The organism is Rhizobium sp. CIAT894 (genome assembly GCF_000172795.2).
Classification (GTDB): domain Bacteria; phylum Pseudomonadota; class Alphaproteobacteria; order Rhizobiales; family Rhizobiaceae; genus Rhizobium.
Genome location: NZ_CP020947.1, coordinates 1,447,889 through 1,466,666, shown reverse-complemented (window position 1 = coordinate 1,466,666; position 18,778 = coordinate 1,447,889). Strand labels below are relative to the sequence as shown.

Sequence of the window (18,778 nt, the reverse complement as noted above, 5' to 3'; positions counted from 1 at the left end):
CGAAAATGAACTACCGCCACATCTATCATGCGGGCAATTTTGCCGATGTGCTGAAACATGCCGTGCTGGCGCGGCTGATCCGCTACATGCAGAAGAAGGACGGAGCCTTCCGCGTGCTCGACACGCATGCCGGCATCGGGCTCTACGACCTCTCCTCCGAAGAAGCGCAGAAAACCGGCGAATGGCTTGAAGGCATCGGCAAGCTGATGGAGGCCGATCTCGGGCCGCAGGTTTGCGAGCTGCTTGAGCCTTATCTCTCGGCAATCCGCGAGCTCAACCCTGAGGGCGGCATCCGCTTCTATCCCGGATCGCCGAAACTTGCCCGCCTGCTGTTCCGGCCGCAGGACCGCCTGTCGGCAATGGAACTGCATCCCGAGGATTACCTCAGGCTGCACCGGCTGTTCGAGGGCGATCACCACGCCCGCATCACCGAGCTCGACGGCTGGCTGGCGCTCGGCGCGCATCTGCCGCCGAAGGAGAAGCGCGGCATCGTGCTCGTCGATCCGCCCTTCGAGGAAGAGAACGAATATCAGCGGCTGGCCGAGGGGCTGGAAAAGGCCTACCGCCGCTTTCCCGGCGGCACCTATTGCCTGTGGTATCCGCTGAAGAAGGGTGCGCCGATCAAGGAATTCCACGAAACGCTGCAGGCGCTCGACATCCCGAAGATGCTCTGCGCCGAACTCACCGTGCGCAGCGACCGCGGCATCACCGGACTGACGGGCTCGGGCCTCGTCATTGTCAATCCGCCCTTCACGCTCAAGGACGAGCTGCACCAGTTGCTGCCGGCGCTGAAAGACCATCTGGCGCAGGACCGCTTCGCCTCGCACCGGGCCTTCTGGCTGCGCGGCGAGACCAAGGCGGTCAAGGATGATCGACTGGGGGACGATTGACCGGGCAAAAGGCTTCGGGAATAGTCCGCTGCAGTTTTAAAAACTCGTCAGGTATCCCATGAAGCTTCTTTGGTCGTCCCCCTCGCCCTATTCCAGCAAAGTGCGGATGGCCGCGCATTTCCTGGGCCTGGAATTGAATGCCGTCCGTGTCGACACCAATGCCGGGCCGGCGATCCTGGTGGACAACAATCCGCTCGGCAAGATCCCGACGCTTCTGATCGATGACGGCGCCGCGGTCTTCGACAGCGTGGCGATCATGCATTATTTCGACCGGCTGGCGAAGGGCAAGCTCTACCCTTCCAAGAAAGGCAAACGCACGGATGCGGAAGTCCTCGAGGCGCTCTGCGACGGCATCTGCGACTGCCTGCTGGCGATCATGTACGAGCGGCGCTTTCGCGATGAGGAGAAGATCCACCAGCCGTGGATCGACCGGCAATGGAAAAAGGTCACGAGCGGGCTTGCGCATCTCAGCGCCAATCCGCCGAAAGCAGGCAAGAAGCTCAACGGCGGACATTTCGCCTTGGCCGCCACGCTCGGCTATCTCGACCTGCGCTTCAAGGGCCAGTGGGAAGCCGATCATGCGCCGCTGATCGACTGGTTGGCGCAGTTCGAAAAGAAATTTCCCGCCTATCCGGAGCTCAAGACCAGCGCATAATCGGAAAACTGGGGGCGGAGCGCCTGCAAACAACGAGCAGACAGTAAAAAGCCGGGCGATGTGCCCGGCTTTTTACTGTTTGGATGTCCGGCTTAAAGTGCGTCGCATTAAACTTGATTCATGCGACGCGCTTTAGCTCTTTGTTTTTATGCGTGTCGTTATCCCGGAACCGCTGCACACTTCCGGGCGACATGCATTAGAACTTGACGCCGATGCCGAGCTTGACGCTGTTCTCGTCGTAACCGCGCGAGAAGCTGCCGGAGTCGAGGTCGTAGTCCTTGCTCTGGTAGTCGGTGTAGCGATATTCCAGGCGCGTCGTGATGTTGTTGGTCACGAAGGCTTCGACGCCGGCGCCGACCGTATAACCATAGTTGGTCTTGCTTTCATCCGAGGTGCCGTCGGAAACCTTGACGTCGCCAATGGCCAGACCAGCCGTGCCGTACAGCAGGAAGGGGTTCATGTCGTAGCCGACGCGGCCACGGACGGAGCCGTTCCAGCCATACTTGTTCTTGACGCCGCCCTGCGAAACGTCGTCGCCGCTGTAGCCGAGATCGGATTCAACGCCGTAAACGATCTGGCCCTGCTGCCAGTTGTAGCCGGTGAAGACCTGGCCGCCGAAACCATAGGTGTGGCGGTCGGAACCGAAGCTACCCATGTTGTAGGTGCCGGCGCCGCCGAGGTAGAAGCCTTCCCAGTTGCCAGCCGGCTTGACCGGAGCATCCTGAGCGACCGGTGCTTCCGGAATCTGGTCGACGGCATCGGCCGCCTGAGCTGCCGAGATGCCGGCAATTGCAAAAACGGAGGCCATGAGGCCAGCAATGAGTACACGCATACTTAGTCTCCTTTCAGTCCCGCAGCGCTTTTCATCTGTCTATCAGTGAAGCATTGGCGGGATATTGCCAGATGTCCCTTCCGGATCGAGACTGAAATTGGAACTCAAATGCGGATTTGAAAGAGCCAAATTGTGATATCATTGTGGCAGCCGCATGGCTGAAATTCGATGTTGCTTTGACGCAACATACATTTCATTAACCTTACTGAAGGGTTAAACTTAAAATACTTATTTTATGAAATCACATTCTCAAATAATACATAGAATATCCCACCCACGGACGCAACCGCAGCGGCCTATTTATATAATCTTCGCCCGCGCCTATATAGTCGTCAGACAGACTCGCGGGATCAGAAGGCAGGATTTTGAACCACAAAAGACTTCGCTCAGCCCTTGTGACCGGGGCCGCCAAAAGAATAGGCCGGGCAATCGCCGAAGACCTTGCTGCAAATGGCTTTTCCGTCGCGATCCACGCGAACGGCTCCATCGGCGAAGCCGAAGAGCTGGTGGCGGAATTGCGGCAAAAGGGATATCGGGCGGTCGCGCTTCAGGCCGACCTGACCGATATCGGCGAAACAGGCGCGCTGGTCAAAAGAGCGTCGGAAGCGCTCGGGCCGCTCGATCTGCTGGTCAATAATGCGTCGGTCTTCCAGCATGATTCCGTCCGCAGTTTCAACGCCGGCACATGGGCGCTGCATTTCGACCTGCATGTGCGCGCGCCCTCGATCCTGGCTGCCGCCTTCGCGCAGCAGATGCCCGCCGAGGCCGCGGGGCTGATCGTCAACATCATCGATCAGCGGGTCTGGGCGCTCAGACCCAGCTTCTATTCCTATACACTCTCCAAGTCGGCGCTGTGGACGGCGACACAGACGCTTGCCCAGGCATTGGCGCCAGGCATCCGCGTCAATGCCATCGGCCCCGGTCCCGCGATGCCGAGCGAACGGCAGTCGCAGGAGGACTTCCAAGCGCAGGTCTCAGCCCTTATCCTGCAGCGAGGGCCGGCGCTGGAGGAATTCGGACAAACGATTCGCTTCCTTTACGACACGCCCTCGATCACCGGCCAGATGATTGCCCTCGACGGCGGCCAGCACCTCGCCTGGCAGACGCCCGATGTGGCGGAGATTACGGAATGAACGGACGAAAGCTGCCGGATGGCGGCGTTCTCTACGACGATACGGATGAGAGCGAAGACGATATCGAGGTGGAAGGCGACGTTTCCGCCGCTGCCCCGCTTGCGACCACGGTCGACTGGAACGCCGGCAGCCTCAACGAGACCGGGCTCGTCGGCGCCGAACTGATCGGCGAATTCGTCAAGCGGCTGCCGAACAGCCCCGGCGTCTACCGCATGTTCAATGCCGAAGGCGACGTGCTCTATGTCGGCAAGGCACGCAGCCTGAAGAAGCGCGTCGGCAATTACGCCGTCGGCCGCGTCCATTCCAACCGCATCGCCCAGATGGTGCGCCAGACCGCGAATATGGAATTCGTGACAACGCGCACGGAAACCGAAGCGCTGCTTCTGGAAGCGAATCTGATCAAGCGCTTGCGGCCGCGCTTTAACGTGCTGCTGCGCGACGACAAATCCTTTCCCTATATCCTCATCACCGGCGATCATCGGGCGCCTGCCATTTTCAAGCATCGCGGCGCGCGGGCGCGAAAAGGCGATTATTTCGGCCCCTTCGCTTCGGCCGGCGCCGTCGGGCGCACGATCAATTCGCTGCAGCGCGCCTTCCTGATCCGCACCTGCACCGACAGCGTCTTCGAGACGCGCACGCGGCCCTGCCTGCTCTACCAGATCAAGCGCTGTTCCGGGCCGTGCACCCACGAGGTCAGCGACGAGGGCTACGCCGAGCTGGTGCAGGAGGCCAAGGACTTCCTGTCCGGCAAAAGCCAGAAGGTGAAGTCGCATATGGCCGAGGCGATGAACCAGGCGGCCGAGGACCTCGACTTCGAGCGGGCGGCGATCTACCGTGATCGCCTGGCGGCACTTTCGCATGTGCAGAGCCACCAGGGCATCAATCCGGCCGGCGTCGAGGAGGCCGACGTTTTCGCCATCCATCACGAGGGCGGCATTTCCTGCATCCAGGTATTCTTCTTCCGCACCGGACAGAACTGGGGAAACCGCGCCTATTTCCCCAAGGCCGACCCGCAGCTTACCGGCGCCGAAGTGCTGAACGCCTTCCTCGCACAGTTTTACGACGACAAGCCGGTGCCGAAGCAGATCATGCTGTCGGAAACGGTCGAGGAATTGGAACTGCTCGCCGCAGCGCTCAGCGAAAAGGCCGGTCATAAGGTTTCCATCCTCGTGCCGCAGCGCGGCGAGAAGCGCGATCTGGTCGATCACGTCGTCGGCAATGCGCGCGAGGCGCATGGGCGAAAGCTTGCCGAGACGGCGTCGCAATCGCGGCTGCTCGAAGGCTTCAAGGATACGTTCGGACTTGCCTATGCGCCGCAGCGCATCGAAATCTACGACAACTCGCATATCATGGGCACCAATGCCGTCGGCGGCATGGTGGTTGCCGGGCCGGAAGGCTTCGTCAAAAACCAGTACCGCAAGTTCAACATCAAATCGACCGACATCACGCCCGGCGACGACTTCGGCATGATGAAAGAGGTGATGACGCGGCGGTTCTCGCGGCTGATCAAGGAGGAAGGCATTCCCGACCGGACGGTGCAGACAGCCACCGCCGACGCCGCCGACATGCCCTTCCCGGCCTGGCCGGATGTGATCCTCATCGACGGCGGCCAGGGGCAGATGACGGCGGTGCGCGGCATTCTCGCCGAACTCGGTATCACCGACAGCGTGACGGCGATCGGCATTGCCAAGGGCGTCGATCGCGATGCCGGGCGCGAGCGCTTCTTTCCGCCGGGACGCGAGAGTTTTACGCTGCCGCCGCGCGATCCGGTGCTCTATTTCATCCAGCGCATGCGCGACGAGGCGCATCGTTTCGCGATCGGCTCGCACCGGGCGCGACGCAAGAAGGAGATGGTCAAGAACCCGCTCGACGAAATCGGCGGCATCGGGCCATCCCGCAAACGGGCACTGCTTCAGCATTTCGGGACGGCGAAGGCGGTTTCGCGCGCAGCCCTTTCCGACCTGATGACGGTCGAAGGCATATCGGAAGCCGTCGCCAGGCAGGTCTACAACCATTTCCACGACGACGCCGCGAAATAACCGGCGTCCGTCGCAAATTCCACGCAAAGGCAGTGAAAAGACAGAAAGAATGTTGACGGTGCGCGGTCAAAGCCGTCATCTACCGCATCGGCCCGAAAATCGGAATCGATATCAGGAAAGCACGATGCGTCGGTTCAAAGTGTTACAGCGTCCTGAAAGACGCGCGGCGCTGTAGCGGCGCATCAAGTCAGAGAAACGATCATGGCATCGCGTGCGTACAGCATTCCCAATCTTTTGACCTACGGCCGCATCCTCGCCGTACCGCTGATCGTTCTCTGCTTCTTCATCGAGGGCAGGCTGTCGATCAGCAACACGGCGCGCTGGGTGGCGCTGTGGATCTTCATCATCGCCTCCATCACCGATTTTCTCGACGGCTATCTCGCGCGCATCTGGAACCAGACCTCGAATATCGGCCGCATGCTCGATCCGATCGCCGACAAGCTGCTGGTTGCCTCGATCCTGCTGCTGGTCGCCGCCGACCAGACCATCGCCGGCTGGTCGATCTGGGCGGCGATCACCATTCTCTGCCGCGAGATCCTGGTGTCCGGCCTGCGCGAATATCTGGCGGCGCTGAAGGTCAGCGTGCCGGTGACGAGGATCGCCAAGTGGAAGACGACACTGCAGCTGGTCGCCATCGCCTTCCTGCTCGCGGGACCTGCCGGCGACGAGATTTTCCCCTATACGACCCAGGCCGGCATCGCGCTGCTGTGGGTCGCCGCGCTACTGACCATCTATACCGGCTATGATTATTTCCGTGCCGGGCTGAAACATATAGTGGATGACGAGGAATGACGCGGCTTGTCTATTTCGCATGGGTGCGCGAACGCATCGGCAAGGGCGAGGAGGAGATCGACCTCCCCTCTTCCGTCGTCACTGTCGCCGATCTCCTGAATCATTTGAAGACGCTGGGCGAAGAATATGAGACCGCACTTCAATATCCCGAGGTGATCCGCGTGGCGCTCGACATGGAGCATGTCGAGCATGACGAACCGATCGGCGCTCCCCGTGAGATCGGGATTTTTCCGCCGATGACGGGGGGGTGAGACAGTGATGGTGGTGCCGTGTCGCTACCCCCCTCTGTCCTGCCGGACATCTCCCCCACAAGGAGGGAGATTGGCTGGAAGCACGAACCTGCCCAACCAATCAACCTCGCAGCCCGGCGAAACTGTAGATTGGCACGACGGTCAAGCCGCTTGTGATCTCCCCACCTGTGGGGGAGATGGCCGGCAGGCCAGAGGGGGGCTTCCGCGGCACGCCCTTTCCGTATTCTTTGCAGTCGCATCAAAGCAGCGGAGGATTTCGCTGTGACCGTCACACCCACCATCCGCGTCCAGCATGAGGACTTCGACCTGCAGGCCGAAGTCGACCGCCTCTCCAAAAACAACCCCGGCATCGGCGCCGTCGTTACCTTCTCTGGCCTCTGCCGCGATGACGGCGGAACCCTCGCCGCCCTCGAACTCGAGCATTATCCCGGCATGGCCGAAGCCGAGATGAACCGTATCGGCGAGCTTGCCATCACCCGTTTCGGGCTGCTCGGCCTCACCGCCATTCACCGCTACGGCAAGATCGCCGTGGGCGAGAACATCGTGCTTGTCGTCGCAGCAGCGCCGCATCGGCAAGCGGCGTTCGACGGCGCCAATTTCGTCATGGATTTCCTGAAGACCGCAGCGCCCTTCTGGAAGAAGGAGCACGGCAAAGAAGGCGCCGCCGGCGACTGGGTCGCGGCGAAAGACGCCGACGATGCCGCGCGCGACAAGTGGAAATAAGGTAGGACACCTCCGTTTTCTTCGAAGCACGGAGATGCCCTACCTTTTTTTGTTTACGAAATTCCGGACGCAAAACCGCCGCGCACTTTTGCTGGAATTTCTTAGAGAACCACACGCTCCCTGCGGCTCATGACCAGGATCAGGACCAGCAGCGAGAAGATGACGAGATCGCGCCAGACGAAGGGGCCGTAGGCGCCCCATAGGGTTTCGACGACGGCGAGGCCGGCGGCACCACTCGCCGAGCGTAGCGGATCGGAATAGCCGCCCACCGCCGCAATCAGCAGCACTTTCAGCCCGAACATCAGGCCGGCGCCGAAATCCATCGAGCCGTAATAGAAGGTCGCGAGGATGCCGCAGATCGTGGCGACGAGGCTGGCTGCCGCATAAGCAACGAGAAAGACGCGGCTGGCGCTGGTGCCGCAGAGCTCGGCGGCCAGCGGATCGTCGGTGACGGCGCGCCAGACGCGGCCCCAAGCCGTGCGCCTGAGGATCAGCGTCCCGATCGCGACAATGGCTACCATCAGCGCCGTGTCGATCAGTTGGATATGGGTGAGCGTCACCTTGAACGGGCCGTCGCTCCAGAAGACCACCGTGCCATTCAGAAACGGCGGCAGCCAGATCGCCCTTGTATCGGCGGCAAGCCTCGCGGTCTCCATCAGCACGATCATGATGCCGAGGGCGGCAACGATCACCGTATTCGGCGATTTGCTGGCGAGCGGCAGCATGATCGCGCGGCCGATCCATAGGCCCGCGGCCAGCGAATAGACGATCGCCGCGCAAGCGCCGACGGCAAGGGCGGCCGGCAACAGCAGCCAGAACCTGACATAGGCAAGTTCGGTAAACAGCAGCAGGATCTGGCCGGAGAAAGCGAAGATCGCCCCATAAGTGATGTCGGCCCGCTTCGTCACGCCGAAGGCGACGGCATAACCGAAGGCGAGCGCGGCATAGAGGGCGGCAAGCGGAACCGCGTTCGCCAGCTGCTGCAGAAGATAGGCCATTCCGGACACTCCGCGTCATCCAAAATTATAACTGGTAAAACCTATTTCGCCAGTTATAATTTCATCATGAGCTTTTCCTGGACCCCTCACCGCTTTGCCGGCGGCGCACTGGCACTCGATGTCGCCAACAGCGTCGTTCTGCGCGATGATTCAGCGCGGCGGATCGACCGCTTCGCGATCGGGGAGCAGATGCGGGGCTTTCCGCAGGCGGCCGCAAAATTCTGCGCCGAACGCGCCCTCTTCGGCGATATCGCACCGGTCTCGGCGGAAAACGAGACGGATTTCATCGCGTTACGGGAGGCAATCGACCTCTATTTCCGCAAGCGTATACTCAAGGGCGGCGACGACCAATTGCTGGCCGCGCTGCTGGAAGCGACGGCGAGAACGTTGCGCGACGCAAGCCCCGGCAGCCTGGCCGCGGCCACCGCCCATTCGGTGCTGCGGCTGATCGCCATGCCCGATCCTGAGCGCATGAAGATCTGCGGCAATTGCGGCTGGCTGTTCATCGACCGCAGCAAGAACAGGAGCCGCACTTGGTGCGACATGACGGTCTGCGGCAACCGCGCCAAGGCGAACCGGCACTACCGCCGTAAGAAGGAGGAGACGCCATGAGGAAACATCTGATCGTCACAGCGGTTGCAACAAGCATTCTGCTCTCCGCCTGCCAGCGCCAGGCCGAAAATCTTGTCCAAGTGACCGGCCATCTCTTCGTCTTCAACTATCGGGTGGCGAGCGCCACCTATCTGCTGACGCTGAAGAAGACGGGGCCGATCCCCGACGGCTCTCTGATCATCGCCGAATTCGAAAATCCGCAAGGCGGCGATCCGCTGGTGCTGAACCAGAAGATCTATCCGATCGACGACAAGATCGCGCTGCAGAGCGAAAACCTGCACTGCGTGCGCAAGGACCGGCCCTATTCCGTCAGTGTCCGGCTGGTCGACAAGGACGGCAAGGTGCTGCAGGAATTGAAGACCGAGTTCCGCTCCGACCTCGACCAGACGGTGCTGCCGAGCAAGCCGCTCGTCGTCGGCGCGCTTTACGACAAGAATCCTGAGGTCTTCAAGCCTGACGGCAGCGTCGATTTCTCGAACACCGACAAGTGCCCGGCATAGATGTCGGGCATAGAAAAAGCCGGGGCGAGGCCCCGGCTTTCGAGAGTCAATTCAAGGCACTGCGAGGCAATGCCGAAGCGTGGCTTCAGCCGACGACTTCGGTGTCGGAGAACCAGTACTTGATTTCCTGGGCAGCCGTCTCAGGAGCGTCCGAGCCGTGAACGGAATTTTCGCCGATCGACAGAGCGTGAACCTTGCGGATCGTGCCTTCGTCAGCGTTTGCCGGGTTGGTCGCGCCCATGATTTCGCGGTTCTTGAGGATCGCGCCTTCGCCTTCCAGAACCTGGACGACGGTCGGGCCGGAGGTCATGCCTTCGACGAGTTCGCCGAAGAAGGGACGGTCCTTGTGAACGGCGTAAAAGCCTTCGGCTTCGCGGCGGCTCATCCAGACGCGCTTGGAAGCGACGACGCGCAGACCGGCATCTTCGAGCATCTTGGTGATGGCGCCCGTCAGGTTGCGCTTGGTTGCGTCAGGCTTGATCATCGAGAAGGTGCGTTCAATCGCCATAGTCAAATCCTCTGTTTTCTCGGGAAAAGTGGGCGGTCTTTACCCGCCCCAACGCTCGAAAACAAGAGGTCGGCGGCAATTTCACGCCGCTGTCACAGTCCGGCCGCGGCTTTCATGGAGATCGAGGCAGCGTTCGAACCAGCCGATGACGGGATCATCGGCGGTAAGCATGGCAAGACCGGCGCAGACACGCAGCCATTGCAGCGCGCCGAAGACGATATAGTCGGCGAAGAGCGGCGTCTGACCGCCGATGAAGGGTTGAAACTTCAGCATATGCCGGAGCGGCTCCAGCTTGGCGCCGAAGGCGGCCTTCTCTGCCTCGCTGTCGGCTGCAACGACGTCAAACGATTTGCCGAGACGAGCTTCGCGGCTTTGACGGAAATAGGCCTTGTCCCCTTCGTCGAGGATCGCATGGATGTCGAGAAGGGCGATGCGGGTGATCGCCGGATGGATGATCATCTGCGAATAGCCTTCGACCATGCGCGACAGCGCCTTGCCGCCCTCGCCGCCAAACAGCGACGGCCGCTCCGGGTATGTTTCCTCCAGATAGAGGGCGATGTCGAAACTGTCGGGGATCAATCGGCCATTGTCGTCAAGAACGGGCACCGTCGACGAGACGCCGCCGCCGATCCCCCGGATGCGGGCATAGGTCGTCGGAATTTCCTCGAAATCGAGCCCTTTATGCGCCAGCGCCATCACCGCCTTCCAGCAATGGGGCGAGAAGAAGTGCCGTTCGTCGGCGCCGCAAAGGGAATAGAGGGCTCTGGTCATGACAGTCCTTTCGAGATCGAAGCTGCATCCATTCGACGACAGAAAATGCCCGTGATCAAATCAGGAAATTTCATGGGCGCATCACCGCGATTTGCCGGGAAAACGGGTTAGACTGGAGCGACGACCAGGGGAACCAGATGCTCAGACATTACAGGATGTTCGCCGCCTATAACCGCTGGGCCAACCGCCAAGTCTATGCGGCCGAACTCAGCGATGCGGAATTCCGCAGCGACCGCGGCGCCTTCTTCGGCTCGCTGCATCGCACGCTCAATCATCTGCTCGTCGCCGACCGGATCTGGATGAAGCGCTTCACCGGCACCGGCGAAGCGCCGGCGACACTCGATGCTGTCCTCTTCGAAAAGCTGGATGCACTTACCGCCGCGCGCCAAGCCGAGGACGAACGGATCATTGCCTGGACGGGCACACTTGATGAGCCCACCCTGGCTGCCGACTTCACCTATGTCCCCGTGACGCAGCCGATCGATATCACCCAGCCGCTGGCTCCGGCGCTCGCCCATCTCTTCAACCACCAGACCCATCATCGCGGCCAGTGCCACATGACGCTGACAGCGCTCGACAAGCCGAGCCTCCAGCTGGATCTGATCTATTTCCTGCGCGGCGAAGGGCGCGAGTGGATGTGAGGCAGCCCTCAAGACAGCATTAACCGCCTTTACCGGTTTCGCCGCCAATACAATGGTTCCCGCCCAGAGATTCAGCCTCTCTTAAAGCGTTGCAGGCATAGCGGATGAAAGGAAAGTCGGGCCGCGAGGGATCGTCATGCAGAATGCAAGCGCAAACGCATTGGTGCCGCGCGAGGCCGTGCGCCCGTCGCCGATGACGGACATCCAGAGGATCGCCCAGCATATGGCGCGCCTGAACGTTACCGCATTGCCACGCAACTACGAACTCTTCCACGAAGCGATCATCGGGCGCAATCCGGGCCTGGCGCAGGATATCGCCGCGTTGGGCTCCCAGCCGCAACAGGCGATGCTCGACGAACTCGGGCTGAAATACCGGCTCGTCGGCCATTGCGGACTGGCGGGCGAGACGTCGCGGAACGAGGCGAGCCGGATGCTGCGCGACGTTGCGGAGAGGCTTGCCGAAGGTCTCAAACACAAGAACGCCTTTGCGCGCGCCTGCGGTCAGATCCTGAAATCGGTCTCGAGCCACGAAGACCAGAGCCTTGCCGCCTTCATCAGCGAGGTCGACTATCTCTCCGCCTCGCTTGCCGCGGTACTTTCGGCGGAAATGGACATCAGCGCCAGGCTTCAGGACGACATCAAGGCGCTGGAAGTGCTGGAACGCGGGATCTCGGCGATGCAATCGGCCACTGTTGCCGACAAAATCACCGGACTGGCGAACCGCATCGCCTTCAACCGCGTGATATCAGAGCTTTACGAGCGCGAAGAAGGTGCGGCCGGCAACGCGCTTGTTATGGTCGATATCGACAATTTCGCTGAGCTCAACGACAGATACGGCACGCAGGCCGGCAACAAGCTTCTGAAGAAGCTCGCCGCCCTCTTCCGCAAATCGATCAAGAAGAACGACTTCGTCGCCCGCACGGAAGCCGACGAATTCGCCTTCCTGTTTTCCAATGTCGGCATGCAGGATGCCATGGCGATCGCCGAGCGCCTGCGTGCTTCGGTCGAAGACAATCTCGTCTTCGCGACATCCGACAAAGTCGCTCCCGGCGGGCTCACCATCTCGATCGGCGTGGCGCTCAGCGCCGATGCCGCATCTCCAGGACAACTTCAGGCCAATGCACGCGTGGCGCTTTTCGCTGCGCAGTCGAACCCGCGCCAGCCGGTGCAGGCCTTCGGCCGCTAAAGGCGGTCGAGGGGATCGCCGCGGAACAAGCCGCCTTGCCGCGGACGAGCATGCGCTCTTGCCTTGAGGGGCACTTTCGGCCAAAACGCCGGCCATGATCACGCTCACCGATATTTCCGCCCGCATTGCCGGGCGCCTGCTTCTCGACAATGCCAGCGTTTCGCTGCCTTCGGGCACGAAGGCGGGGCTGGTCGGGCGCAACGGCGCCGGCAAGTCCACGCTGTTTCGCGTCATCACCGGCGATCTCGGCTCGGAGACCGGATCGGTGTCGATCCCGAAGGCGGCACGCATTGGCCAGGTGGCGCAGGAAGCGCCGGCGACCGAGCAATCCCTGATCGAGATCGTGCTTTCAGCCGACAAGGAACGCGCGGCCCTGGTTGCCGAGGCGGAAACGGCGACCGATCCGCACCGCATCGCCGAAATCCAGATGCGCCTTGTCGATATCGACGCGCATTCGGCCGAGGCGCGCGCAGCGAGCATTCTCGCCGGCCTCGGCTTCGACCAGGCGGCGCAAGCCCGCCCCGCCTCTTCCTTCTCCGGCGGCTGGCGCATGCGCGTTGCCCTTGCCGCCGTGCTGTTTGCCGAGCCGGACCTGCTTCTGCTCGACGAACCCACAAACTATCTCGACCTCGAAGGCACGTTGTGGCTGGAGGACTATGTCCGCCGCTATCCGCACACCGTCATCATCATCAGCCACGATCGCGACCTCCTCAACAACGCGGTCAACGCAATCGTCCATCTCGATCAGAAGAAGCTGAGCTTCTATCGCGGCGGCTACGACCAGTTCGAGCGGCAGAAGGCGGAAGCCGACGAGCTGCAGACCAAGGCCAAGGCCAAGAACGAGGCGGCGCGCAAGCATCTGCAGAGCTTCATCGATCGCTTCAAGGCCAAGGCCTCCAAGGCGCGGCAGGCACAATCGCGGGTCAAGGCGCTCGAGCGCATGGGAACGGTCGCCGCGGTGATCGAGGATCACGTCACGCCGATCACCTTTCCCGAGCCGGAAAAGCAGCCGGCTTCACCGATCGTCGCCATCCAGAGCGGCGCCGTCGGCTACGAGCCCGGCAAGCCGATCCTGAAGAACCTCAACCTGCGCATCGATAATGACGACCGCATCGCCCTGCTCGGCTCGAACGGCAACGGCAAATCGACCTTCGCCAAATTCATTTCCGGCCGGCTTGCGCCGGAAAGCGGCGAAGTGAAGTTGGCGCCGAGCCTGAAGATCGGCTTCTTCGCGCAGCACCAGCTCGACGACCTCATTCCCGAGCAGTCGCCGGTGGAGCATGTACGCCGCCTGATGCCCGGCGCACCGGAGGCCAAGGTGCGTGCCCGCGTCGCCCAGATGGGGCTCGCGACCGAGAAGATGGCAACGGCCGCCAAGGATCTTTCCGGCGGCGAAAAGGCCCGCCTGCTGATGGGGCTTGCCGCCTTCCATGCACCCAACCTGCTGATCCTCGACGAACCCACGAACCACCTCGACATCGACAGCCGCCGGGCGCTGATCGAGGCGCTGAACGACTACGAAGGTGCGGTCATCCTGATTTCGCACGACCGTCACCTGATCGAGGCGACGGTCGACCGGCTGTGGCTGGTCAATGGCGGCACGGTGACGACCTTCGAAGGCGACATGGATGAATACCGCGACCTGATCGTTACCTCAGGTAAAAAAAAAGAAGAAAAGCCGCAGCTGATTGAAGACGCGACATCGAAGGCGGAACAGCGCAAGCTCAATGCAGAAAAGCGTGCCTCGCTCACGCCGCTCAGGAAAAAGATCAACGAAATCGAATCCTTGACGGCGAAGCTGGAGAAACAGATTCAGGCGCTTGACGCGGAACTTGCAGACCCTGTTCTCTACGAGAAGACGCCCGCCAAGGCCGCCGAAAAGGCAAAGCAGCGCGGCGAGGCTGCGGCGAAACTGGCTGCCGCCGAGGAAAACTGGCTGATGCTTTCGGCCGAATACGAAGAAGCGATGGCAGGATAGCCACAGGCCTTTAAAGAGTTAGAGCATGATGTCGCCTGAAAGCCGCTCATGCTTTTCGGCATCATGCTCTGGCGAAAACGCGGCGAAGTGCCGCGCATCGACACAATTCCCGCCGATCTCAACCGATCGTTAACCATAATTCGAAAGGTTGTCTCAACATTCGTTACTGATTTGTTGAGCCCTTTCCATGCATCGCTTTTTCGTCCTGGCCTGCGTCGCCCTCACGGCTGCTCTCTCCGCCTGCGGCACCACCAGACAGGCCCCCGACACCTCGATCAAAACCGCCTCGGTGATTGCGCCGGAGGGACGGACGCTTTCCGACAGGCGCTCCGAGGATGATGAAGCACCGCGCATGACCGGTTGGCACCATCTGGCCGGACGGACGCTGGAGGTTTCCTCGCTCGCCGATCTCAAGCTGCAGGACAAGGAAGTGATCCTGAGTTTCGACGACGGCCCGATCCCGGGCCGGACCGACAAGGTGCTGGCGATCCTCGACCGGTTCGGCGTCAAGGGCGCCTTCATGATGGTCGGCGAAATGGCCGAACTGCATCCGGCGCTCGCCCGCAAGGTCGCCGAGAACGGCAATGCCATAGGCAGTCACACCTATGACCACGCCAACCTGAGTTCGCTCGATTTCGACGCGGCGATGGCCGAGGTGATCAAGGGTGAATTGGCGGTGACCAAGGCGACGGGAACCGACGTCTCCTTCTTCCGCTTCCCCTATCTTGCCGAAAGCCACAGGCTGCGTGCTGCCATCGCCATGCGCGATATGGTGGTCATGGATGTCGATATCGACAGCAAGGACTATTTCGCCACAACGCCGCTCTCCGTGACGCAGCGGACGATGGACCTGCTGCACAAGCGCGGCCGCGGCATCATCCTGATGCACGACATCCATAAACGTACGGCAACCATGCTGCCGACGCTGCTTTCGGATCTCGAAGCCGAGGGCTACAAGGTCGTGACGCTGAAGTTCAAGAAAGCACAGACGCCGAACAACGTCGTCGCCGCTGCCGATTTCGTGACGATCCGGTAGGCGCATCACGATCTGATTGCCGATCGACTGCGCCTCGCGCGGAGGATTTTTCAACACGCGCGCAGATTTAAAAAAATAAAATCTATAAAAACGATCGTGATAGTGATCTTTTCGAGAAAGAACGTTCCTTCTCTCTCACCGGTCACCCGATGCCTTTCAAAACTGCCCAATTGTCGACCCGCGGAAGAATAATCGATGCGATCAGCGACCTTTTCTACCGGCGCGGCACCTACCTGGTCGGCATCGACGAAATCGTGCGGGAACTGAAAATTGCCCGCGCCACTCTCTACCGTCATTTCGACGGCAAAGAGGGTCTCATCCTCACCTATCTCAGCCACCGCCATGCCTTGGTCAGCGATCAGCTGGAGAAGCTGGTTGCAGGCAAAAGCGGTGCGTCGGCCATTTTTGCGATCTTCGACAGCCTGGCCGACAAGACGCGCAGCGAAAGCTTCCGGGGCTGCGCCTTCCTCATTGCGGTGACCGAAAACCCCGGCTCGGCAGCGATCCAGGACGTGGCGCGCACGCATAAGGTCTTTCTTCGCGAACTCTTCGGCCGGCTTGTCCCGCCAAGCCCCACCCGAGACGAGCTCGGCGAGCAGTTGCTCGTCGTCTACGAAGGGGCGCTCGCCGCGTCGGTTCTGCGACCGGAAGCGAGGCCGGCGGAGATTGCCCGAAAGGCGGTCGCGGCTCTTCTTCAGGCCGGTGGCTTCAACGAGCCCAGAGACGAGGCATGAGCGGGATCATGCCCGAAGCGCCCATCTCATCGCCGGCTTTTTCGATGTCATCCGGATTTCTCTTTTCCATCCCTGTCTTTCCTTCCTTCGTTTCGTAATGGAGCTCAAACATGTCACATAAGGTTCTGCCAAAGGCGCTTTTCGCCCTCTCGATTTCGCTGCTGGCGGCAACGCAGGCATCCGCAGATGCTACGCTCGATCGCATTAAAGCCCGCGGCGCCCTCACCGTCGGCGTCATCCTGTCCGGCGCACCCTTCGGCTATATCGATCCGACCTCGCAGACGCAGAAGGGATACAATCTCGATATCGCCAAAGCGCTGGCCGACGATCTCGGCGTCAAACTCGAGACCGTCACCGTCACACCGCCGAACCGGGTGCAGTTTCTCCAGCAGGGCAAGGTCGATATTCTGATTGCCAACATGCAATACACCGAAGATCGCGCCAAGGTCCTCGACTGGGTGCCGACGCCATACGACCGCAGCGGCGGCGCCGCGGTCGGACGCAAGGACAGCGGCCTGAAGGACTGGGCAGATCTTAAAGGGAAGCCGGTCTGCGTTTCGCAGGGGTCGAATTTCACCCAGCCGCTGATCGAAAAATACGGCGCCGAGGTAAAAGGCCTGCCGAGCCAGCCGGAGTCGCTGCTGGCGCTGCAGGGGGGCAATTGCGTGGTCGCGGTGCATGTCGGCGCAACTCTTGGCCTGCTGCTGCAGGATCGCCCTGAGGATTGGAAGGACTACGCCATTCTCTTCCCGACCGAACTGATCCCTTCCGATTCCGTCATCTGGGTTCGCAAAGGCGAAAAGGAAACGGCCGAGACACTCGATAAGACGATCCGGCAGCTTCATACCTCCGGAAAACTGCTGGAGTTTGCCAAGGCGAACAGGCTCAGCAACACCGAATATCTCGAGCAGGAGCGCAACACCCTGTCAGCCAGCAAGTAAGACGGATCGCACTGGTAGATCGACATGTGGGATAGCGGCATAACCAGCCTGTTCGTCGACCTGACGAACAGGCTCGGCCTGAATTACGAGTTTCTGGCAACCGGCTACGAGGCTGAGATATGGCGTGACGGTTTCATAACCACGCTCTATCTGATCGCCCTGCTGATCCCGGTCAGCCTGATCGCCGGATTGCTGTTTGCCGCCTGCCTGACATCGGGCAGGCTCTGGCTATCGGCGCCGGTGCGCGCCTTCGTGGAAATCACCCGAAACACGCCGACGCTGGTGCAACTGATGTTCAGCTTCCTCGTTCTCAATACCTTCGTGTCGAACCTGGTCGGCGCGCAGAACAATCCGCTGACGCCGTTCTTCTGGGTGGTGGCAGTGGTCGGGCTGCACATCGCCGCCTTGCATGCCGAGGCGATCCGCGCCGGCATCGAAGCGGTTCCGGCCTCGACCGTGGAGGCGGCGCGCGGCATCGGCTTCAGCAAGCTGCAGATCCTTCGTTACGTCGAAATTCCCCTGGCGTTCCGGGCATCGCTGCCGGCGATGGTCAACAACCTCATCAACCTCGTAAAGCTGACGACGGTTGGCAACGCAATCGCCGTCAGCGAGATCACCTATGCCTCGATCATGGTGTGGACGCAGCGCGACAATGTGGTGTCGTTGATGATCGTCATCCTGCTGTTCTTCAGCATCATCAATCTCGTCGTCGCCCGCGTCGGCCTGTGGGTGGAGCGCAAGCTCGCCGTTCCGGGATATGGCCTATGACGACGGTGGCGCTTTCCGAGCCGCGCAAGAGCGGCCGCCTGCTGCGCAATATCGGCTTCGCAGCACTTCCCGCCGTCATTCTCCTCTGGTCGCTGGCCGATCTCACGCTGGGGCGCGAACTGGTGCAGTGGCTCCCGTATCTCGCCTCCGGCTTCCTGATGAATGTCGTCATCAGCCTCAGCGCGATGACACTGGGAACGGTGGTCGGAACCATATTCGGCATCCTGCAACTGGTGCCCTACAGGCCGGTGCGCTATCCCGTGGTCGCCTATGTTCAGGCCTTCCGCAATGCCCCGCATCTCGTGCTGATCTTCGCCACGACTTATATCTTTCCCTTCGAGATCGTCGTGTTCGGCAACTATCTGCCCTTCCCCGACTGGCTGAAGGCGGTGATCGGGCTTGCCATACCGGCCAGCGCCTATGTGGCCGAGATCACCCGTGGCGCCATCCTTTCGATCCCGACCACGCAATGGGAAGCGGCAAAGGGACTGGGGTTTTCCCGCAGCCAGGCGCTGCGCTGGATCATTCTGCCGCAATGCCTGCGGCGCTCGCTGCCGCCATGGATGAACATATTGGCGTCCATCACCATGGGCACCTCGCTTGCCTCGCTGGTCGGCGTGCACGAACTCCTGCATGCGGCAACCGATGCCAGCACGGCCGTGCGCCGGCTCGATTTCACGATCATCGCCTATATCGTGGTGATGGCCGCCTTTTTCACGCTTTGCTACCCGATCTCCCGCCTGACCCGACGCCTCGAGCGGCGCTTCAACGCGGGCTCCAGGAATTGAGA

At 61.1% G+C, this 18,778-nt stretch carries 21 protein-coding genes; 17 read left to right on the top strand and 4 right to left on the bottom strand.

From position 1 onward, the window contains the following. Window positions 1–5 precede the first annotated feature (5 nt). Entirely contained in the window at window positions 6–890 is an 885-nt protein-coding gene (locus tag RHEC894_RS07330; RefSeq protein ID WP_085736793.1) for a 23S rRNA (adenine(2030)-N(6))-methyltransferase RlmJ, read from the top strand. Between the two features lie 58 nt (window positions 891–948). Beyond that, entirely contained in the window at window positions 949–1,545 is a 597-nt protein-coding gene (locus tag RHEC894_RS07325; RefSeq protein ID WP_085736792.1) for a glutathione S-transferase family protein, read from the top strand. Window positions 1,546–1,741: 196 nt separating this feature from the next. Here the strand turns inward: RHEC894_RS07325 and RHEC894_RS07320 are convergent, their stop codons facing one another. Continuing rightward, window positions 1,742–2,377, bottom strand: coding sequence for an outer membrane protein (locus RHEC894_RS07320; protein WP_085736791.1), 636 nt, complete (start codon window positions 2,375–2,377; stop codon window positions 1,742–1,744). 365 nt (window positions 2,378–2,742) lie between these two features. Between RHEC894_RS07320 and RHEC894_RS07315 the strand changes: the two genes are divergently transcribed. From RHEC894_RS07315 to RHEC894_RS07290, 5 genes are all read left to right on the top strand, one after another. Next, on the top strand, window positions 2,743–3,510 hold the full coding sequence (locus RHEC894_RS07315) for an SDR family oxidoreductase (RefSeq protein WP_085736790.1): 768 nt from the start codon (window positions 2,743–2,745) through the stop codon (window positions 3,508–3,510). Continuing rightward, a complete protein-coding gene (uvrC, locus tag RHEC894_RS07310; protein WP_085736789.1) occupies window positions 3,507–5,549 on the top strand; it encodes an excinuclease ABC subunit UvrC in 2,043 nt (680 codons plus the stop codon). The genes RHEC894_RS07315 and uvrC overlap by 4 nt, the downstream gene beginning before the upstream one ends. A gap of 201 nt (window positions 5,550–5,750) precedes the next feature. Next, on the top strand, window positions 5,751–6,341 hold the full coding sequence (pgsA, locus tag RHEC894_RS07305) for a CDP-diacylglycerol--glycerol-3-phosphate 3-phosphatidyltransferase (protein ID WP_085736788.1): 591 nt from the start codon (window positions 5,751–5,753) through the stop codon (window positions 6,339–6,341). Then, on the top strand, window positions 6,338–6,592 hold the full coding sequence (gene moaD, locus RHEC894_RS07300; protein WP_085736787.1) for a molybdopterin converting factor subunit 1: 255 nt from the start codon (window positions 6,338–6,340) through the stop codon (window positions 6,590–6,592). Before pgsA ends, moaD begins: the two co-directional genes overlap by 4 nt. Window positions 6,593–6,853: 261 nt before the next feature. Beyond that, window positions 6,854–7,315: a molybdenum cofactor biosynthesis protein MoaE gene (locus RHEC894_RS07290; RefSeq protein WP_010068232.1), complete on the top strand. Its 462-nt coding sequence runs from the start codon at window positions 6,854–6,856 to the stop codon at window positions 7,313–7,315. Between the two features lie 101 nt (window positions 7,316–7,416). Here RHEC894_RS07290 and RHEC894_RS07285 read toward each other — a convergent pair whose 3' ends face one another. Next, on the bottom strand, window positions 7,417–8,313 hold the full coding sequence (locus RHEC894_RS07285; protein WP_010068233.1) for a branched-chain amino acid ABC transporter permease: 897 nt from the start codon (window positions 8,311–8,313) through the stop codon (window positions 7,417–7,419). A 66-nt stretch (window positions 8,314–8,379) separates the two neighbouring features. Here RHEC894_RS07285 and RHEC894_RS07280 point away from each other — a divergent pair, with 66 nt between their 5' ends. Next, a complete protein-coding gene (locus RHEC894_RS07280) occupies window positions 8,380–8,925 on the top strand; it encodes a CGNR zinc finger domain-containing protein (protein ID WP_085736786.1) in 546 nt (181 codons plus the stop codon). Beyond that, complete coding sequence (locus tag RHEC894_RS07275) at window positions 8,922–9,425, top strand: hypothetical protein (RefSeq protein ID WP_085736785.1); 504 nt, start codon at window positions 8,922–8,924, stop codon at window positions 9,423–9,425. Before RHEC894_RS07280 ends, RHEC894_RS07275 begins: the two co-directional genes overlap by 4 nt. A gap of 85 nt (window positions 9,426–9,510) precedes the next feature. Here RHEC894_RS07275 and ndk read toward each other — a convergent pair whose 3' ends face one another. Both ndk and RHEC894_RS07265 read right to left on the bottom strand, forming a co-directional pair. Beyond that, window positions 9,511–9,933, bottom strand: a complete 423-nt coding sequence (ndk, locus tag RHEC894_RS07270) for a nucleoside-diphosphate kinase (protein ID WP_003574140.1) — start codon at window positions 9,931–9,933, stop codon at window positions 9,511–9,513. Between the two features lie 81 nt (window positions 9,934–10,014). Continuing rightward, window positions 10,015–10,704, bottom strand: a complete 690-nt coding sequence (locus tag RHEC894_RS07265) for a glutathione S-transferase family protein (protein ID WP_085736784.1) — start codon at window positions 10,702–10,704, stop codon at window positions 10,015–10,017. Between the two features lie 137 nt (window positions 10,705–10,841). Here RHEC894_RS07265 and RHEC894_RS07260 point away from each other — a divergent pair, with 137 nt between their 5' ends. The 8 genes from RHEC894_RS07260 to RHEC894_RS07225 all read left to right on the top strand — a co-directional run bounded on the left by RHEC894_RS07260 (window position 10,842) and on the right by RHEC894_RS07225 (window position 18,776). Next, window positions 10,842–11,345: a DinB family protein gene (locus RHEC894_RS07260; protein ID WP_085736783.1), complete on the top strand. Its 504-nt coding sequence runs from the start codon at window positions 10,842–10,844 to the stop codon at window positions 11,343–11,345. Window positions 11,346–11,481: 136 nt separating this feature from the next. Beyond that, the gene (locus tag RHEC894_RS07255; protein ID WP_085736782.1) at window positions 11,482–12,531 is read left to right on the top strand and encodes a GGDEF domain-containing protein; all 1,050 of its coding nucleotides are present in this window, start codon (window positions 11,482–11,484) and stop codon (window positions 12,529–12,531) included. Between the two features lie 94 nt (window positions 12,532–12,625). Continuing rightward, the gene (locus tag RHEC894_RS07250; RefSeq protein WP_085736781.1) at window positions 12,626–14,509 is read left to right on the top strand and encodes an ABC-F family ATP-binding cassette domain-containing protein; all 1,884 of its coding nucleotides are present in this window, start codon (window positions 12,626–12,628) and stop codon (window positions 14,507–14,509) included. A 187-nt stretch (window positions 14,510–14,696) separates the two neighbouring features. Continuing rightward, on the top strand, window positions 14,697–15,545 hold the full coding sequence (locus RHEC894_RS07245) for a polysaccharide deacetylase family protein (RefSeq protein ID WP_085736780.1): 849 nt from the start codon (window positions 14,697–14,699) through the stop codon (window positions 15,543–15,545). 149 nt (window positions 15,546–15,694) lie between these two features. Next, window positions 15,695–16,279: a TetR/AcrR family transcriptional regulator gene (locus RHEC894_RS07240; protein WP_085736779.1), complete on the top strand. Its 585-nt coding sequence runs from the start codon at window positions 15,695–15,697 to the stop codon at window positions 16,277–16,279. Window positions 16,280–16,389: 110 nt separating this feature from the next. Beyond that, a complete protein-coding gene (locus tag RHEC894_RS07235; protein ID WP_085736778.1) occupies window positions 16,390–17,220 on the top strand; it encodes a transporter substrate-binding domain-containing protein in 831 nt (276 codons plus the stop codon). A 24-nt stretch (window positions 17,221–17,244) separates the two neighbouring features. After that, window positions 17,245–17,988 (top strand): amino acid ABC transporter permease, encoded by a 744-nt coding sequence (locus RHEC894_RS07230; protein WP_085736777.1) that lies wholly within the window; start codon window positions 17,245–17,247, stop codon window positions 17,986–17,988. Then, entirely contained in the window at window positions 17,985–18,776 is a 792-nt protein-coding gene (locus tag RHEC894_RS07225) for an amino acid ABC transporter permease (RefSeq protein ID WP_085736776.1), read from the top strand. Before RHEC894_RS07230 ends, RHEC894_RS07225 begins: the two co-directional genes overlap by 4 nt. Window positions 18,777–18,778: the final 2 nt, after the last annotated feature.

Excerpts from the sequence above, each read along its gene's own strand:
- RHEC894_RS07320 (WP_085736791.1), bottom strand. The coding sequence starts at position 2,377 with ATGCGTGTACTCATTGCTGGCCTCATGGCCTCCGTTTTTGCAATTGCC.
- ndk (WP_003574140.1), bottom strand. The coding sequence starts at position 9,933 with ATGGCGATTGAACGCACCTTCTCGATGATCAAGCCTGACGCAACCAAG.
- uvrC (WP_085736789.1), top strand. The coding sequence starts at position 3,507 with ATGAACGGACGAAAGCTGCCGGATGGCGGCGTTCTCTACGACGATACG.
- RHEC894_RS07250 (WP_085736781.1), top strand. The coding sequence starts at position 12,626 with ATGATCACGCTCACCGATATTTCCGCCCGCATTGCCGGGCGCCTGCTT.
- RHEC894_RS07230 (WP_085736777.1), top strand. The coding sequence starts at position 17,245 with ATGTGGGATAGCGGCATAACCAGCCTGTTCGTCGACCTGACGAACAGG.
- RHEC894_RS07260 (WP_085736783.1), top strand. The coding sequence starts at position 10,842 with ATGCTCAGACATTACAGGATGTTCGCCGCCTATAACCGCTGGGCCAAC.
- RHEC894_RS07240 (WP_085736779.1), top strand. The coding sequence starts at position 15,695 with ATGCCTTTCAAAACTGCCCAATTGTCGACCCGCGGAAGAATAATCGAT.
- RHEC894_RS07225 (WP_085736776.1), top strand. The coding sequence starts at position 17,985 with ATGACGACGGTGGCGCTTTCCGAGCCGCGCAAGAGCGGCCGCCTGCTG.
- moaD (WP_085736787.1), top strand. The coding sequence starts at position 6,338 with ATGACGCGGCTTGTCTATTTCGCATGGGTGCGCGAACGCATCGGCAAG.
- RHEC894_RS07245 (WP_085736780.1), top strand. The coding sequence starts at position 14,697 with ATGCATCGCTTTTTCGTCCTGGCCTGCGTCGCCCTCACGGCTGCTCTC.
- RHEC894_RS07330 (WP_085736793.1), top strand. The coding sequence starts at position 6 with ATGAACTACCGCCACATCTATCATGCGGGCAATTTTGCCGATGTGCTG.
- RHEC894_RS07275 (WP_085736785.1), top strand. The coding sequence starts at position 8,922 with ATGAGGAAACATCTGATCGTCACAGCGGTTGCAACAAGCATTCTGCTC.
- RHEC894_RS07285 (WP_010068233.1), bottom strand. The coding sequence starts at position 8,313 with ATGGCCTATCTTCTGCAGCAGCTGGCGAACGCGGTTCCGCTTGCCGCC.
- pgsA (WP_085736788.1), top strand. The coding sequence starts at position 5,751 with ATGGCATCGCGTGCGTACAGCATTCCCAATCTTTTGACCTACGGCCGC.
- RHEC894_RS07280 (WP_085736786.1), top strand. The coding sequence starts at position 8,380 with ATGAGCTTTTCCTGGACCCCTCACCGCTTTGCCGGCGGCGCACTGGCA.
- RHEC894_RS07255 (WP_085736782.1), top strand. The coding sequence starts at position 11,482 with ATGCAGAATGCAAGCGCAAACGCATTGGTGCCGCGCGAGGCCGTGCGC.
- RHEC894_RS07235 (WP_085736778.1), top strand. The coding sequence starts at position 16,390 with ATGTCACATAAGGTTCTGCCAAAGGCGCTTTTCGCCCTCTCGATTTCG.
- RHEC894_RS07265 (WP_085736784.1), bottom strand. The coding sequence starts at position 10,704 with ATGACCAGAGCCCTCTATTCCCTTTGCGGCGCCGACGAACGGCACTTC.
- RHEC894_RS07325 (WP_085736792.1), top strand. The coding sequence starts at position 949 with ATGAAGCTTCTTTGGTCGTCCCCCTCGCCCTATTCCAGCAAAGTGCGG.